Source organism: Acidovorax sp. Root275, from assembly GCF_001428965.1.
GTDB classification, from domain to species: domain Bacteria; phylum Pseudomonadota; class Gammaproteobacteria; order Burkholderiales; family Burkholderiaceae_C; genus Acidovorax; species Acidovorax radicis.
This window is the reverse complement of record NZ_LMJH01000009.1, coordinates 82261-97074: the sequence shown is the minus strand read 5'-3', so window position 1 is coordinate 97074 and position 14814 is coordinate 82261. Positions and strand designations below refer to the sequence as shown.

At 66.3% G+C, this 14814-nt stretch carries 11 protein-coding genes; 9 read left to right on the top strand and 2 right to left on the bottom strand.

What is annotated here, in order from left to right; translation table 11 throughout:
• Nucleotides 1-125: 125 nt before the first annotated feature.
• The 3 genes from ASE52_RS15510 (at nt 126) to ASE52_RS15500 (ending at nt 6357) form a co-directional block, all read left to right on the top strand.
• The gene (locus tag ASE52_RS15510; RefSeq protein ID WP_057227387.1) at nt 126-3695 is read left to right on the top strand and encodes a TonB-dependent receptor; all 3570 of its coding nucleotides are present in this window, start codon (nt 126-128) and stop codon (nt 3693-3695) included.
• Nucleotides 3667-5676: an adenylate/guanylate cyclase domain-containing protein gene (locus ASE52_RS15505; RefSeq protein ID WP_057227385.1), complete on the top strand. Its 2010-nt coding sequence runs from the start codon at nt 3667-3669 to the stop codon at nt 5674-5676. Before ASE52_RS15510 ends, ASE52_RS15505 begins: the two co-directional genes overlap by 29 nt.
• A 330-nt stretch (nt 5677-6006) precedes the next feature.
• Entirely contained in the window at nt 6007-6357 is a 351-nt protein-coding gene (locus ASE52_RS15500) for an HPF/RaiA family ribosome-associated protein (protein WP_010464369.1), read from the top strand.
• Between the two features lie 272 nt (nt 6358-6629).
• Here the strand turns inward: ASE52_RS15500 and ASE52_RS15495 are convergent, their stop codons facing one another.
• The gene (locus tag ASE52_RS15495; protein WP_057227383.1) at nt 6630-7595 is read right to left on the bottom strand and encodes a PDR/VanB family oxidoreductase; all 966 of its coding nucleotides are present in this window, start codon (nt 7593-7595) and stop codon (nt 6630-6632) included.
• Nucleotides 7592-8647 (bottom strand): aromatic ring-hydroxylating dioxygenase subunit alpha, encoded by a 1056-nt coding sequence (locus ASE52_RS15490; RefSeq protein ID WP_010464367.1) that lies wholly within the window; start codon nt 8645-8647, stop codon nt 7592-7594. The genes ASE52_RS15495 and ASE52_RS15490 overlap by 4 nt, the downstream gene beginning before the upstream one ends.
• A 291-nt stretch (nt 8648-8938) precedes the next feature.
• On the opposite strand from ASE52_RS15490, the gene ASE52_RS15485 reads away from it, so the two are divergent.
• From ASE52_RS15485 to ASE52_RS15460, 6 genes are all read left to right on the top strand, one after another.
• The gene (locus ASE52_RS15485; protein ID WP_057227382.1) at nt 8939-9706 is read left to right on the top strand and encodes a GntR family transcriptional regulator; all 768 of its coding nucleotides are present in this window, start codon (nt 8939-8941) and stop codon (nt 9704-9706) included.
• 313 nt (nt 9707-10019) lie between these two features.
• On the top strand, nt 10020-11207 hold the full coding sequence (locus ASE52_RS15480; RefSeq protein ID WP_057227380.1) for an ABC transporter substrate-binding protein: 1188 nt from the start codon (nt 10020-10022) through the stop codon (nt 11205-11207).
• A gap of 285 nt (nt 11208-11492) precedes the next feature.
• The gene (locus ASE52_RS15475) at nt 11493-12365 is read left to right on the top strand and encodes a branched-chain amino acid ABC transporter permease (RefSeq protein ID WP_010464364.1); all 873 of its coding nucleotides are present in this window, start codon (nt 11493-11495) and stop codon (nt 12363-12365) included.
• Nucleotides 12365-13327: a branched-chain amino acid ABC transporter permease gene (locus tag ASE52_RS15470; RefSeq protein WP_057228452.1), complete on the top strand. Its 963-nt coding sequence runs from the start codon at nt 12365-12367 to the stop codon at nt 13325-13327. Before ASE52_RS15475 ends, ASE52_RS15470 begins: the two co-directional genes overlap by 1 nt.
• A complete protein-coding gene (locus ASE52_RS15465; protein WP_057227378.1) occupies nt 13324-14094 on the top strand; it encodes an ABC transporter ATP-binding protein in 771 nt (256 codons plus the stop codon). Before ASE52_RS15470 ends, ASE52_RS15465 begins: the two co-directional genes overlap by 4 nt.
• The gene (locus ASE52_RS15460; RefSeq protein ID WP_057228450.1) at nt 14087-14812 is read left to right on the top strand and encodes an ABC transporter ATP-binding protein; all 726 of its coding nucleotides are present in this window, start codon (nt 14087-14089) and stop codon (nt 14810-14812) included. The genes ASE52_RS15465 and ASE52_RS15460 overlap by 8 nt, the downstream gene beginning before the upstream one ends.
• The last annotated feature ends 2 nt before the right edge of the window (nt 14813-14814 follow it).

Below are 14814 nucleotides of genomic sequence, written 5' to 3'. Positions count from 1 at the left end.
TGCAACCGCGCGGCGCGGGGCAAGAAGCTGTTTTGAGGGGTGGGCTCGCGATAATTTCTGCTCGCCGGGCGCCAGGGAGGTTGCGCCGGGTGGTGCCATTCCAGCCTTCCCCGAAAGCCCACGACATGTCCCACAAGAAGCATTGCCTACCCGCGCTCACGGCGCTGGCCACGTTGACCGCTCTGGCCTGGCCGCTGTTGGCCCAGGCCGCCGTGCCCGCAGGTGCTGCGGCCGAGATCGTCAGTCTGCAGGGCACGGGCGACCAGCGCGCCGCCGCTGCGGCCGACTGGCAGCCGGCGCGCCAGGCCCAATCCCTGGCCACGGGTGACTTCGTGCGCACCCGGCAGGCTGCCAGGATGGCCCTGCTGTTTGCCGACGATACCCAGCTGCGCCTGCACCAGAACACGGTGCTGCAGGTCAAGGGCGTGGCCACACCGGCCCAGCCGGTGACCACGCTGCTGCTCAACGCTGGCCGGGCCTGGACGCAGACACGCCGCGCCGACGGCTCCCGGCTGAACCTGGAGACCCCGGCTGCCACGGCGGCGATCCGGGGCACCGACTGGGACATCAGCGTGGAAGACGATGGCCGCACGTTGCTGACTGTGCTGTCGGGCACGGTGGAGTTTTCCAATGCGCAGGGGCAGGTGTCGGTGGGGGCCAATGAGGCCGCCTATGCCGAGGTGGGCAAGGCCCCGGTCAAGCTGGTGCTGAGCCAGCCGCGCGACCGCATCCAGTGGGTCAATGCCCTGCGTGCCGACCCGCTGCCGCACCTGGCCGCCGAGCCCGTGCCCGAAGCACTGGCCCCAGTGCGTGCCGCGCTGGTGGCCCGCGATGTACCCGCAGCGCGCGCGGCGCTGGCGCAGGCACAAACATCTGGCAGCGCACCAGCACCCTGGGTGGCCGTGATGGAAACCGCCATCGCACTGCAGGCCGGCGACGTCCTCGCCGCGCGCGAACAATTGGCCCGCCAGGCAGCCACACCGGCGGCCCCGCTGCCGGTCTGGCTCATGCAGTCGGATGTGCAGCTCATGGACGGCGAAGCGCCCGCCGCGGTGGCCACATTGCGCACCGCCCTGCAGCGCTGGCCTGCGCACCCGGCCCTGGTGGCGCAGCTGGCCCGGGTACAACTGCTGAGCGACCGCGTGGACGAGGCCACCGCCACGCTGGCCCCGGCACAGGGCGCGGCGCACGCGGAGCTTGCGATGGTGCGCGCCGAGCTGGCCCGGCGCCGTGGCGATGCACCCGGCACGCTGGGCGCGTACACCGAGGCCACGCAGCTGGCGCCGCAAGACGCCCGGGGTTGGCAGGGCCTGGGCAGCGCCCACACCGAACGCGAAGATGCCCGCCCCGCCCGTGCCAACCTGCAGCAGGCGCTGGCCCTCTCGCCACAAAGCCCCGGCGCCTGGGGCGAACTGGGCACGCTGGAAACCTTCGCCAACCAGTTCACCGAGGCGGGCCAGGCCTTTGCCACCGCGCTGGGCGATAACCCGGCGGACTACGTGGCGCTCACGGGCCAGGGGCTGCTGCACCTCAAGCAGGGCTACCCGCAGGCGGCGCTGGATGCGTTCTTGCGCGCGGGCGTGATGGAGCCCCGCTACGCGCGCGCCAAGACCTGGACGGCCGTGGCGTACTACCAGCTGGGCCGCCACCGGGACGCACTGGCCACGCTGCACCAGGCGAGCAGCCTGGACGACAAGGACCCCGTGCCCTACATGCTGCTCGCACAGATCCACACCGACCTGTTCCAGCCCGGCGAAGCGGTGGAGGCGGCCCGCGCCGCCGTGGCGCGCATGCCGTACCTGAAGTCGCTCAACCAGGTCGCCAACGACCAGAAAGGCAGTGCCAACCTGGGCGCATCCATGGCCTTCTTTGGCATGGAAGACTGGGCGCTGGAGCTGGCGCAGCAGAGTTTTTATCCCTATTGGGGCGGTAGCCACCTGTTTCTGGCGGACCGGTATGCGGGCGAGTTCAACAAGAACTCCGCGCTGTTCCAGGGTTTTCTCACCGACCCCATGGCGTTTGGTGCGAGTCAACGCTATTCGTCGCTGTTGCAGCAACCCGGGGCCCATGGGGCGGTGGGGGTGACGCTGGACCGCGACCAGTACCGCATGCGTGCCCCCGCGGTCACGCTCAACGGCATGGACAACAGCCGTGTGCCCGTGTCGTGGTTCTTCAAGGCGCAGTCGGCCAATGCCAGCGAGTTCCCGTTTGACCTCCAGGTCAACGATGCGCCTGCCGTGCGCGGTGGCTATGGCGACGTGCGCGCTCGGGCAGTCACGGTGGGGGCTGGCATGCAGCCCAACGAGCGCATCAACCTGTTTGCCTATGTGAACCAGTTCGACATGCGCCTGCGCAGCCAGAACCTGTTCGAGACGTCGATGGACAACACCAACACCCAGGGCGCCGTGGGCATGTCCTACCGCTGGGGGCCGACCGAACAGACCTGGGTCAAGCTGGGCCGCAGCGTGGAAAACATCCTGTTGCTGCGCTATCCCACCGTGTACCTGGAACCGCCGTTTGTGAGCCTGATGGGTGTGAGCAGCGAGCCCAAGAAGCAGATCAATGACCTGCAGCTGCGCCACACCGTGGACACCACGCCCGGGAGCCGATGGAGCGTGGCGCTGGAGCATGTGCGCGAGCGCCAGAACAACCTGATCGGTGGCGAGGCCGTGGTGGGCGCCGACATTCCCGGTGAGGGGCCCTATCGTGATTACCTGCTGGTAGGCGGCTACAACCATGTGGATCGGCGCTACACGGGCCTTACTCTGGCGACGACGCAGCGGCTGGACCCGGCGCTGAACCTGGACGCCGCGTTGGGGTTGCAGCAGATACGCCACCGCGTGGATGGCCTGACGCAAAGCTACCTGGTCGGGCTGGACCGATTTAGTGAGGCGGAGGCGCGCCGCGCCGAAATGGAGCGCGTCGTCACCCCCCGGGTAGGCATGGTGTGGCAACCCGCCGCAGGCACCACCGTGCGCATGGCCTACCAGGACTGGCTGCGGCCGCTCAGTGTTTCGACACTCACCAGTGTGGAGACAGCAGGCATTCCCGTTGAGGACCGGCTGGTCGAAGCCGGTGGCCGCCACAAGCGTACCGTGGCGCAATTGGGCATGGAGCTGGGGGCCAGCACCTTCCTCAGCCTGCGCGCAGACCACCTGCGCGTGCGCAACCCCGGCACGGTGGGCGTCGACCTGCGGACCCCGAGCCTGCCGTTCCTCGAAGAAATGCGCAACGTCCAGCTGGTCAACCTCTCCACCACCGACCTGCTGGAAGACACGCCTAGCTTCGACGCTGGCACCCTCAAGACCTTGGGCGCAGGCGTCAACCACATGTTCAGCCGGCGCTGGTCGGGCTATGCCAAATACCTCTACCAGGGCAGCGAAAGCCGCAGTTACGACACGGATGGGCTGGTGGGCCGGATTCCCTACATCCCGCGCCATACGGCCGTGCTGGGTGCGACCTGGGTCAGTCCGCAGCGGTTTTACGTCAGTGGCCGTGCGGTGTACCGGTCGGAGCGTTTTGAAGACAAGGAAAACCTCACGCGCATGGCGCCGGGCTGGGGCGTGGACCTGATGGGCTTCTGGGAATCGCAGGACAAACACTGGGTGGTGGGCGTGGCCGCATTGAACCTGTGGGCGCCAAAGTCAGACCGCAGAAAGACCCGGTATGTCCTGGACGCGCGCTACCGTTTCTGACTCCGCATCGCCAGCGGTCCGGCGCCAGCAACAGTTCTATGCGCTGGCAGCTTGCGCGCTGGCGTTGCTGCTGCTGGGGGCGGCCACGTTCAGCCGTACCTGGCACGCGCTGGAGTTCAAGACCTTCGACGTGCTCACGGCCTGGACTGCGCCACAGCGCACGGCACTGCCCGTGGTGATCCTGGCGATTGACGAACCCACGTTTCAGGAGCTGCAGCACACCTGGCCCTTCCCGCGCAGCGTGCATGCAGCGCTCTTGCAGCGTTTGCACGACGAGGGCGCCGCGGCCATAGGCCTGGACATCGTGTTCGCCGACCCGTCTACCGAGGCCGAAGATGCATCGCTCGCGCAGGCCATCGCAGAGACCGGCCCCGTGGTGCTGGCCGCCACGCGCGAAAAGATCGACAGCAGCAACGCTGCACTGTGGCTGGACGTGATGCCACTGCAGCGGTTCCTGGACGCCGGGGCCGATGCGGGCGATGCGGGGGTGGAGCCCGACGACGACTTCGTGGTGCGCCGCGTCCCCGTGGCACGCGAGAGTTTTGCCCTGCGGCTGGCGCAGCGCGCGGCCGAGGCGCGCGGCAAGATGCCGGTGCTGCGCCACTTCGACTGGATCGGCTACCGGGGCCCGCGCGGCACGTTTGACACGCGCTCGTACTACCAGGCGCTGGAGCCGGGCCTGCTGCCCGCAGGCTTTTTCAAGAACAAGATCGTGCTGGTGGGGCGGTCTGCACGCACCGCGACCGAGTTGTCGCGGTCGCAGGCCGACCTGTTCAATTCGCCGTTTGGCACCGCAGGGGGCGAGCGCCTGTTTCCTGGGGTGGAGCTCCAGGCCACGCTGGTGGACAACTACCTCACCGGCGGTGGGCTGCGCAGCGTTTCGGACGCCTGGACGCTGGCGCTCGTGCTGCTGCTGGTGCCCTTGCTGCTGTGGGGCAACCGCAGACTGCACCCAGCGGGCGCCGCGGCGCTGGCAGCAGCGCTGGTGGCGGCAATAGCGGGGGCCTCGTGGTGGCTGTTTGGACGTTTTCAGCTGTGGTGGCCTCCATTGCTGCCTGCAGCGGCAGCGATGGCGGTCTACGGCGCAGCGGCGCTGGCGGGCTACGCCTTTGTGCGCCGGCGCGCGCGCCAGACGCGGGCGATGTTTGCGCAGTACGTGCCGCCCGCCGTGGTCTCGCGCCTCATTGCGCAGCCTGATCTGATGCGCCTGGGCGGCGAGGCGCGCGAGGTCACGCTCATGTTCACCGACCTGGCCAACTTCACCACCCTGTCGGAGCAGCTGAGCGCCGAGCAGACGGTGGAAGTGCTCACTGCGTACTTCAACGCCATGACACCCATCGTGCACGCCACGGGCGGTACGGTGGACAAGTTCATCGGCGACGCCGTGATGGCCTTCTGGGGGGCGCCACTGGACGATCCGCAGCACGCCGAACACGCCGTGGCCGCCGCCGTCGCCATGCAGCAGGCCATGGCGGTACTGGTGGCCGACCTGCGTGCGCGGGGCCTGCCGCCCATCCACATGCGCATTGGCCTGCACACGGGGCGTGTGGTGGTGGGCAACGTGGGTTCGGAGCAGCGCTTTTCGTACACCGCGATTGGTGATGCCGTGAACCTGGCCGCCCGGCTGGAGGGGGCCAACAAGGCGTTTGGCACCGGCATCTTGTTGTCGGCCGCCACCGCAGCCCAACTGCCGCCCACGGTGTCACTGCGTGCGCTGGACGACGTGATCGTCAAGGGCAAGACCGAGCCGGTGCGCGTGTTCACGCCATGCGACGATGCCGCGGTGCGCGATGCCAGCCTGGCTGCGCTGGACGCCTTCCAAGCGCGCGACTGGGAGCGCGCCAAGGGCTATCTTGCGCAGGTGCTGGCGCGCGTGCCCGATGATGCGGCGGCGCTGCGCCTGCAGGAACGCGTGGAAGTGGCGCGCGCCTTGCCCGCTGGCAGTGACTGGTCGCCCGCCGTGGCGCTGGACAAGTTGTAAGAGCCTGTTCAAGATCTTTTCGGGGTCGCACAAGTGCCTTGCCGGGATGGCAAGCGCCGCAACGTCGCAGACCGCCCGGCAAGGCACTTGCCCGAAGGGTTGGAGTGAAATCGGGCCAACGACCTCGGAGCTTTGGCGCCCCGGCTGCCTGCATGGGCATGAGCCCATGCGGCGCATCCGAAGCATCCACGTCCATCACGATGGCACTCCAATGTGATCCCCGAAAAGACCTTGAGCAGGTTCTTAGGATGTTTTGACATGTGTTTACCGGGGGCAAGGCCTGCGGTGCCATCATGGACCCCTGAGCAACGTCATCTGAAAGGAATCCTGATGCAAGTACAAGTCAACACCGACGACCACATCCACGGCGGCGAGTCGCTCGCGCAATGGATCACCGACGAGTCCAAGAGCCGGCTGTCGCGCTTTCAGGACCACGTCACGCGGCTGGAGGTGTTTCTGTCGGATCTGGACGCGGGCAAGTCCGGCGCCAACGACAAGCGCTGCCGCATTGAAGCCCGCGTGACCGGCCGCCAGCCCGTTACCGTGACCGACGAAGCCGACAAGATGGCCAACGCCTTTATCGGCGCCGCCGACAAGCTGGCCCGCGCCCTCGATACCGACCTGGGCCGCGCCAAGGACCGCCACGGCCGCGACACCATCCGGACTGCAGTGGAAGAGTAAAATTTGAATGAAATTGGCCGCTGGCGCTTGATGGATATGCGCTAGCAGCTATAAATTCAGGAGTAATTCGGCCCAGCTCGAGCGCGCCACCGCGTGAACTTGGCGCGCCCAGCGCGAAGGACGCCGAGCAAGGGCTGCCCCGCAGCGTGGGCGTCGTCCCCCCTTCAGGGGCTGAGGGCTGCGGCTCCGGGCCTGCCTGTGCAGGTCTGGACGAGCCGCCGACTCTGGCGGCGGCACCGAGGTGCCGCAGGCGACTCAGGGGGTGTTCAATTTCACAGATCCAGCACCAGCAGCTTGCTGCGCGCGCGCGAGCAGCAGGGCATGAACTGTTCGTTGGCGGCCTTTTCTTCGTCCGTCAGGTACATATCGCGGTGGTCCACCTCGCCCTCCAGCACCCGGGTAAGGCAGGTGCCACACACGCCCTGCTCGCAAGAGGTCAGGATGTCGATGCCTTCACCGCGCAGGGCTTCCACCACCGACACATCGGGCGCGATGGCGTAGACCTTGCCGGTGCTGGCAATACGCACTTCAAAGCCCTGGTCGCCCGAGGTGTCCTGTGCCGGCGCGCCAAAGTACTCCAGGTGAATGTGGTCCTGCGCCCAGCCCATGGCCTTGGCGGTGTTCACCACATGGTCGATGAAACCCGCCGGGCCACACACATACAGGCGCTTGTCCGGGCCGGGCGCGGCCAGCACGGCGGCCAGGTCCAGCTTCTGCTCGGGTGTTCCTGCATCGAAATGGAAGTGCACACGCGGCGCCATGGGTGATGCGGCGATTTCGCCCGCGAATGCCGTGCGTTCGGCAGAGCGCGTGCAGTAGTGCAGGGCATAGTCCGCACCGGTGCGGGCCAGCCGGTCGGCCATGCACAGCAGGGGTGTCACGCCGATGCCGCCCGCCAGCAGCACCGTGTGCTGCGCCGGGTGCAGCGCAAAGTGGTTGCGGGGCGTGCTGATGGTGATCTCGTCGCCCTCGTGCACGCTGTCGTGCATGGCGACCGAGCCACCGCGCGACGCCGGGTCGCGCAGCACGGCAATGCGGTAGCGGTGTGATTCGTGCGAGGCGTTGCACAGCGAATACTGCCGCGTCAGACCACCAGGCAGATGCACATCGATGTGCGAGCCTGCGCTGAACGGCGGCAGCGCGGCGCCGTCCACGCGCGCCAGCTCAAAGCTGGCGATGCCATCGGCCTCGGCCTGCTTCCTGACGACGCGGACCTGGAGTGTTTCCTGCGCGGTCATGCGGCCACCACCTGTTGCGGCTCAGGTGCGCGCTCGGCGGCGATGACGCGGTCGAGCACCTTTCGCGACTGCACGCCACCGGCGTCGATGTTGAGCATGAGCAGCTTGCGTTCGGGGTAGCGCAGCAGGTTCTGCTGCTGCATCTCCAGCATTTCCTGGTCCTCGGCAAAAATCTTGCCCTGGCCTTCGCGGATTTGGGTCGTCAGTGAAGGGTCTTGGGGTTTGAAGTTGCGCGCCATGCCCCAGAAGTAGTGGATGGAGGTCTCGGTCTCGGGCGTGATGAAGTCCACCACGATGCTCGATGCCTTCTTGTCGGCCGGCGCGTCGTAGCCGCCGTGGCCGGCCAGCGCCACGCCCACCTCGATCAGCACATGGCTGGGCGGCGTGAAGTGGCAGATCTGCCAGCGGTCCACCAGCTGGTCGTCGGGCAGGCCGTTCATGCGCAGCGCCATCTTCCAGAAGGGAGGGGCTTCGATGCCTTCCATGAAGCGGCTGGTGATGACCTCATCCCCCTCCACACGGGTCTTGCAGGGCACCTCGTCGATCTCTTTTTGGCCGATGCTGGTGGAGTGCACGTAGGTCTCGTGCGTGAGGTCCATTAGGTTGTCGACCATCAGGCGGTAGTCGCAGGCAATGTGGTACAGCCCGCCGCCATAAGCCCACTCGGGGTTGTCGGCCCAGTGCAGGTGGTGGATCTTGGTGGGGTCGGCCTGTGCGGCATCACCGGGCCACACCCAGATGAAGCCGTAGCGCTCGACCGCCGGAAAGCTGCGCGTCTTGGGAAAGCCCTGCACACGCTGTCCAGGCATGGACACGGACTTGCCGGTGCATTCCACGCGCAGGCCGTGGTAGCCGCATTGCAAGTGGCCGTCACACACGCTGCCCAGCGACAGCGGAGCACCCCGGTGAGGGCAGAAGTCATCCAGCGCGGCGACCTGGTCGGGCGCAGGGCGGTAGAACACCATTTTTTCGCCGCAAATCGTGCGGCCCAGGGGCTTGTCGGCGATCTCGTCGGGTGTGCAGGCTACGTACCAGGTGTTTTTAGGAAACATGGTTGTCTCTCTCCGTGGGGTGGATGTGGTCGTCGCAGGCTTGGTATACAGCCAGCCGGCAGATCGCGTGTTTCGTGGGCTGATTGTGCGAAAAAGTGGAATTTATGTATACATAGAAAAGGCATAAAACAGTTATTTCACTCTGGTATATCTCGTAAGTTGTTGTTTTGTATGGTGGTCATGGATTTTGAGATGGATGTGCAGTAGATTTGTGTATACATTGCTGCCAGGCGTGCCGCGCACCCGCCTTGTTTCTGCTCCGCACCGTTCCCCCTGCCCACGCCACCCACCATGAACCCTCCCGAACCCCTGGTCGCAGCCTCTTTGGGCGAGGCGGCCGAAGCCGGTACGTCCCAGGCCGTCAAGGCGCAGTTGCGGCTGCGCGAGATGATCCTGGCGGGCGAGCTGCCTGGCGGCGCGCGCATTGCAGAGCTGACCCTGGTCGAAAAGCTGGGCGTTTCGCGCACGCCCATCCGCGCGGCGCTGATGCGGCTGGAGCAGGAGGGCCTGCTGCACCGGCTGCCCGGCGGGGGCTATGCCGTGCGCACGTTTTCCGAGACCGATGTGGCCGATGCCATCGAACTGCGCGGCACCATGGAGGGGCTGGCGGCGCGCCTGGCGGCAGAGCGCGGTGTGGAGCCGGCGGTGCTGGCCGAGGCCCATGCCTGCCTGGACGCGATTGACGCCACGCTGAGCCCGCCCACGTTGAATGACGAGGGTTTTTCGCGCTATGTGGAGCTCAACGCACTTTTTCACCGGCTGCTCAGCCGCATGGTGGGCAGCGATGTGGTGGCCCGCGAGCTGGACCGGGTCAAGGGCCTGCCGTTTGCATCGCCATCGGCCTTTGTGGTGGTGCAGACCCATTCACCGCAAGCGCGCGACATGCTGGTGGTGGCGCAGGACCAGCACCGCCAGGCGCTTGACGCCATCGAGCGGCGCGAAGGCGCGCGGGCCGAGGCCATCATGCGCGAACATTCGCGCATCACCCGGCGCAACCTGCTGGCCGCCGTCCAGGCATCCCAGGGGCAGGGTCTGCCCGGGGTGCAACTGATCCGCTAGCGCCTCGGTACGAATCGAGCGTGGGTGTGGGCTGCGGATCAGGATGGGCTGCAGGGCGAAAGCCGCGGTGATCGGATCGCCTGAGCCGTTGCGAGGCATTGGCAATGCCGCAGGTCGCCTGGGACCGCAGATCCGCACGCCCGTGGGATGCGCGCTGAGGCTTCCTGGTGCGCATAACCCCGCGCCTGGCGGGGTGCGGCTATGCCGTTTTGGGATACCTGAATGCTCGAATTCTCGCTTGTGAAATAACGCGGGCCACGCCAAACTCCCTCCAGCATTTTTCTGTATACAACGACATCCACAGGAGACAACGATGCAAAAACGCCGCCTTCTTCGCGCCTCGGCCGCTGCCGCCGTGGCCCTTTCCGCAGGCCTCCTGGCCGCAGTGCCCGCATCGGCGCAGGACAACGTCTTCAAGATCGGCCTGATCCTGCCCATGACGGGCCAGCAAGCCACCACTGGTCGCCAGATCGAAGCCGCTGCCCGCCTCTACATGGCGCAAAACGGTGACACCGTGGCGGGCAAGAAGGTGCAGCTCATCATCAAGGACGACACCAGCCTGCCCGACGTGACGCGCCGCCTGGCCCAGGAACTGGTGGTGAACGAAAAGGTCAACGTGCTCGCCGGCATGGGTATCACGCCCTCGGCCATGGCCACCGCGCCCTTGGCCACGCAGTCCAAGACCCCGCTGGTGGTGATGGCCGCCGCCACGTCCAGCATCACCGAGGCATCGCCGTATGTGGTGCGCACCAGCTTTACGCTGCCCCAGGTGTCCGTGGCCTTGGCCGACTGGGCGCCCAAGAACGGCATCAAGAAGGTGGTGACCCTGGTCAGCGACTACGGCCCGGGTATCGATGCCGAGAAGTATTTCAACCAGCGCCTGACCTTCAACGGCGGCCAGGTCACCGAAGCCCTGCGCGTGCCGCTGCGCAACCCCGACTTCGCACCTTTTCTGCAAAAAGTGCGCGACGCCAAGCCCGACGCACTGTTCGTCTTTGTGCCTTCGGGCGCGGGTGCCGCGGTGATGAAGCAGTTCCTGGAGCGCGGCATGGACAAGGCCGGCATCAAGCTCATCGCCACCGGCGATGTGACCGATGACGATCAACTGAACGACATGGGTGATGGCGCCTTGGGCGTGGTCACGTCGCACCACTACTCGGCCGCACACCCCTCGCCGCTGAACAAGAAGTTTGTCGAGGCTTTCGAGAAGGCCAACAAGGGCCTGCGCCCCAACTTCATGGCCGTGGGCGGCTACGACGGCATGCGCGTCATTTATGAAGCGCTCAAGGCCACCAAGGGCGCGGGCGGCGGTGACGCACTGCTGACCGCCATGAAGGGCCAGATCTTCGAGAGCCCCCGCGGCCCCGTGTTCATCGATGCACAGACCCGTGACATTGTGCAGAACGTGTACCTGCGCAAGGTGGAGCGTGTGAACGGCCAGCTGTACAACGTGGAATTCGACGTCATCAAGGACGTGAAGGACCCCGGAAAAACAAAATAGGAAGCCCCCCTGAGTCGCTTCGCGCCTTCCCCCGGAGGGGGACGCCACCCGTGGCCTGGCAAAGCCAGTTCCACGGTGGCACTGGCCTGGGGCGCGCCGGTTACTGCGGGCGGGGGCGGTTCTCAATCCGTTGTGGGGCGCGCCAGTTTTTGGGGTGGTGGCATTCCTTCCTCCATCCGTTCGGGCTGAGCCTGTCGAAGCCTTGGCGCTGTGCATGCCGGGCCTCACGCTGTGACCGGGGCATGTCGATGGGTGACCCTTCTTCGCCTTCATTAAAGTGAATTCATGCTGACCATTCTTTTCGACGGCGTTGCCTACGGCATGCTGCTGTTCATCCTAGCGGTGGGGTTGGCCGTGACCATGGGGCTGATGAATTTCATCAACCTTGCGCACGGCGCCTTTGCCATGGCGGGGGGCTACATCACCGTGTTGCTCATGCAGCGCCTGGACGTGCCCTTCCTGGTCTGCCTGCCGCTGGCCTTTTTGGGCTCGGCGTTGTTGGGTGGCGTGCTGGAGCGCACGTTGTACCGGCCGCTCTACCACAAGGCCCACTTGGACCAGGTGCTGTTTTCCATCGGCCTGGTGTTCATGGCGGTGGCCAGCGTGGACTACTTTGTGGGCTCCACGCAGCAGATCATGCAGCTGCCCGAATGGCTCAAGGGCCGCACCGAGATTGGCGAGGGCGCGCTGATGCTGGGCATGGGCCACTACCGGTTGTTCATCATCGCGGTGTGTGCGGCGCTCACCATCGCACTGCAGTACGTGTTGACCAAAACCCGCTTCGGCAGCCGTCTGCGCGCCAGCGTGGACGACCAGCGCGTGGCCGCTGGCATGGGCATCAACGTGAACATCGTGTTCCTGTCCACCTTTGCGTTCGGCTCGGGCCTCGCTGGCCTGGGGGGTGCGCTGGGCGCCGAGGTGCTGGGGCTCGACCCGAGCTTTCCGCTCAAGTTCATGATCTATTTTCTGATCGTGGTGGCGGTGGGCGGCACCTCGTCCATCACCGGCCCGCTGCTGGCCGCGCTGCTGCTGGGCATTGCCGATGTCGCGGGCAAGTACTACATCCCCAAGCTGGGCGCTTTCATTGTGTACAGCCTCATGATCCTGATCCTCATCTGGCGCCCCCAAGGCCTCTTTGTGCGCAAGGGAGGCAAATGATGGCGAACCCGCAAAACACCTTGTTGCAAGCGCGCCGCTTCCGCTGGTGGGAGCCCGTGCTCTGGCTGCTGGCCTTCGTGGCGCCGCTGGCACTGCCCAGCCATGCGCTCATCATCAACGAGATCGCCATCGTCGCGCTGTTTGCCCTGTCGCTGGACCTGATCCTGGGCTACACCGGCATCGTCTCACTGGGCCATGCGGCCTTCTTCGGGCTGGGCGGCTACGCAGCGGCGCTGTTTGCCAAACATGTGATGCCCGATCCGCTGGTCGGCCTGGCCGTGGGCATTGGCGCTGCCACCGTACTCGGCGCCGTGGCGTCGCTCACCATCATGCGCGGCACCGATCTCACCCGCCTCATGGTCACGCTGGGCGTGGGCCTGGTGATGCTGGAGCTGGCCAACAAGCTCGACTGGCTGACCGGCGGCGCCGATGGCCTGCAGGGAGTGGTCATGGGCCCCGTGCTCGGAAAATTTGATTTCGACCTCTACGGCCGCACTGCTGCCTGGTATTCGCTTACCGTGCTGCTGGTGTTCTTTTTGATCGCTCGGCGTATCGTGCAATCGCCGTTTGGTGCCACGCTCAAGGCCATCCGCGACAACCGGCTGCGCGCCATGGCCATCGGCATTCCGGTGACGGCCAAGCTGGCCCAGGTGTATACGCTGGCCGCCGCGCTGGCCGGGGCTGCGGGCGCCTTGCTTACGCAGACCACAGGTTTTGCATCGCTTGATCTGTTTGAGTTCCACCGCTCGGCCGATGTGATGTTGATCCTCGTGATCGGCGGCGTGGGATGGCTCTACGGCGGCATCCTGGGCGCTATTGGCTTCAAGCTGCTGCAGGACGTGATCTCGTCGGTCACGCCCCAGTACTGGACGTTCTGGATCGGCCTGTTCCTCGTGGTGCTGGTGCTGGTGGGGCGCGAACGGCTATTTCGTCCCTGGACGTGGTTCGGGAGAAACGCATGAACACCGATAACACCACCGTGCTCTCCGCGCAGGGGCTCGTCATGCGCTTTGGCGGCATCACCGCCACCAACAACGTCACGCTGAATCTGAAAAAGGGCGCACGCCATGCGCTCATCGGCCCCAACGGTGCGGGCAAGACCACGCTCATCAACCTGCTGACCGGCGTGCTGGAGCCCACCGAAGGCTCGATCACGTTGGAAGGCCAGGACATCACCCGCCTTGCGCCGCACCAGCGTGTGCAGCGCGGCATGGTGCGCACGTTCCAGATCAACCAGCTGTTCGACACCCTCACGCCGCTGGAGACGCTGGCGCTCACCGTGTCACAACAGCAAGGCCTGGGCGGAAAATGGTGGCAACCGCTGGGTGCGCGCAAGGCCGTCACCGAGCGCTGCGAGCAGCTGCTGGAGCAGTTCCACCTCACCTCGGTGATGGCCGAGGAAACGCGCGTGCTGGCCTACGGCAAGCGCCGCCTGCTCGAAATTGCGATTGCCCTGGCCTGTGAGCCGCGCGTGCTGCTGCTGGATGAGCCCGTGGCCGGCGTGCCTGCGGGGGAGCGTGAGGAACTGCTGCAGACCGTGGCAGCCCTGCCCGCCGATGTCTCGGTGCTTTTGATCGAACACGATATGGACCTGGTTTTCAGCTTCGCCAACCGCATGACGGTGCTGGTCAACGGCACGGTGCTCACCGAGGGCGACCCCGACACCATCGCCAACGACCCGCAAGTCAAGGCCGTGTACCTGGGCCATGGGGAGGATGCGCATGTCTGACTTGCTGCGTATTGACAACCTGAGCGCGGGCTACGGCGAGGCCGTGGTGCTGCAGGGCATCTCCCTGTCACTGGCCGAAGGCGACACACTGGCCCTGCTGGGCCGCAATGGCACGGGCAAGACCACGCTCATCAACACGCTGGCCGGGGCCACGCGCCAGCATGCGGGCAGCGTGAGCCTAGGCGGCGTGGCGCTGCACAAGCTGCCGTCGCACGAGCGCGCAGCCGCCGGTATTGGCTGGGTGCCGCAAGAGCGCAATATCTTCAAGTCGCTCACGGTGCACGAGAACCTCACGGCCGTGGCGCGCCCCGGCCGCAAGGGCTCCAGCGCCCGGCCCTGGACGCCTGAGCGCGTGTACGAAATGTTCCCGCGCCTGGCCGAGCGCAAGACCAACCTGGGCACACAGCTGTCGGGGGGCGAGCAGCAGATGCTGGCCGTGGGCCGCGCGTTGGTGCTCAACCCACGCCTGCTGCTGCTGGATGAGCCGCTCGAAGGCCTCGCGCCCATCATTGTGGAAGAGCTGCTGCGCGCCATCCGCCGCATCACGCGCGAAGAGGGTCTCTCGGCCATCATCGTGGAGCAGCATCCGCAGGCCATCCTGGCCATCTCAGACCGCGCCGCCGTGCTGGACCGGGGCACGGTGGTGCACACCGGCACGGCCGCCGAGCTGAGTGCGCAGCCCGAGTTGCTCGACCGCCTGCTGGGCGTGGCAAGGTAGCG

What these genes read in the sequence shown, in the direction of transcription:
- ASE52_RS15470 (WP_057228452.1), top strand. Translation starts at nt 12,365, where the DNA reads ATGGCGAACCCGCAAAACACCTTGTTGCAAGCGCGCCGCTTCCGCTGG.
- ASE52_RS15500 (WP_010464369.1), top strand. Translation starts at nt 6,007, where the DNA reads ATGCAAGTACAAGTCAACACCGACGACCACATCCACGGCGGCGAGTCG.
- ASE52_RS15475 (WP_010464364.1), top strand. Translation starts at nt 11,493, where the DNA reads ATGCTGACCATTCTTTTCGACGGCGTTGCCTACGGCATGCTGCTGTTC.
- ASE52_RS15495 (WP_057227383.1), bottom strand. Translation starts at nt 7,595, where the DNA reads ATGACCGCGCAGGAAACACTCCAGGTCCGCGTCGTCAGGAAGCAGGCC.
- ASE52_RS15510 (WP_057227387.1), top strand. Translation starts at nt 126, where the DNA reads ATGTCCCACAAGAAGCATTGCCTACCCGCGCTCACGGCGCTGGCCACG.
- ASE52_RS15485 (WP_057227382.1), top strand. Translation starts at nt 8,939, where the DNA reads ATGAACCCTCCCGAACCCCTGGTCGCAGCCTCTTTGGGCGAGGCGGCC.
- ASE52_RS15505 (WP_057227385.1), top strand. Translation starts at nt 3,667, where the DNA reads ATGTCCTGGACGCGCGCTACCGTTTCTGACTCCGCATCGCCAGCGGTC.
- ASE52_RS15490 (WP_010464367.1), bottom strand. Translation starts at nt 8,647, where the DNA reads ATGTTTCCTAAAAACACCTGGTACGTAGCCTGCACACCCGACGAGATC.
- ASE52_RS15465 (WP_057227378.1), top strand. Translation starts at nt 13,324, where the DNA reads ATGAACACCGATAACACCACCGTGCTCTCCGCGCAGGGGCTCGTCATG.
- ASE52_RS15460 (WP_057228450.1), top strand. Translation starts at nt 14,087, where the DNA reads ATGTCTGACTTGCTGCGTATTGACAACCTGAGCGCGGGCTACGGCGAG.
- ASE52_RS15480 (WP_057227380.1), top strand. Translation starts at nt 10,020, where the DNA reads ATGCAAAAACGCCGCCTTCTTCGCGCCTCGGCCGCTGCCGCCGTGGCC.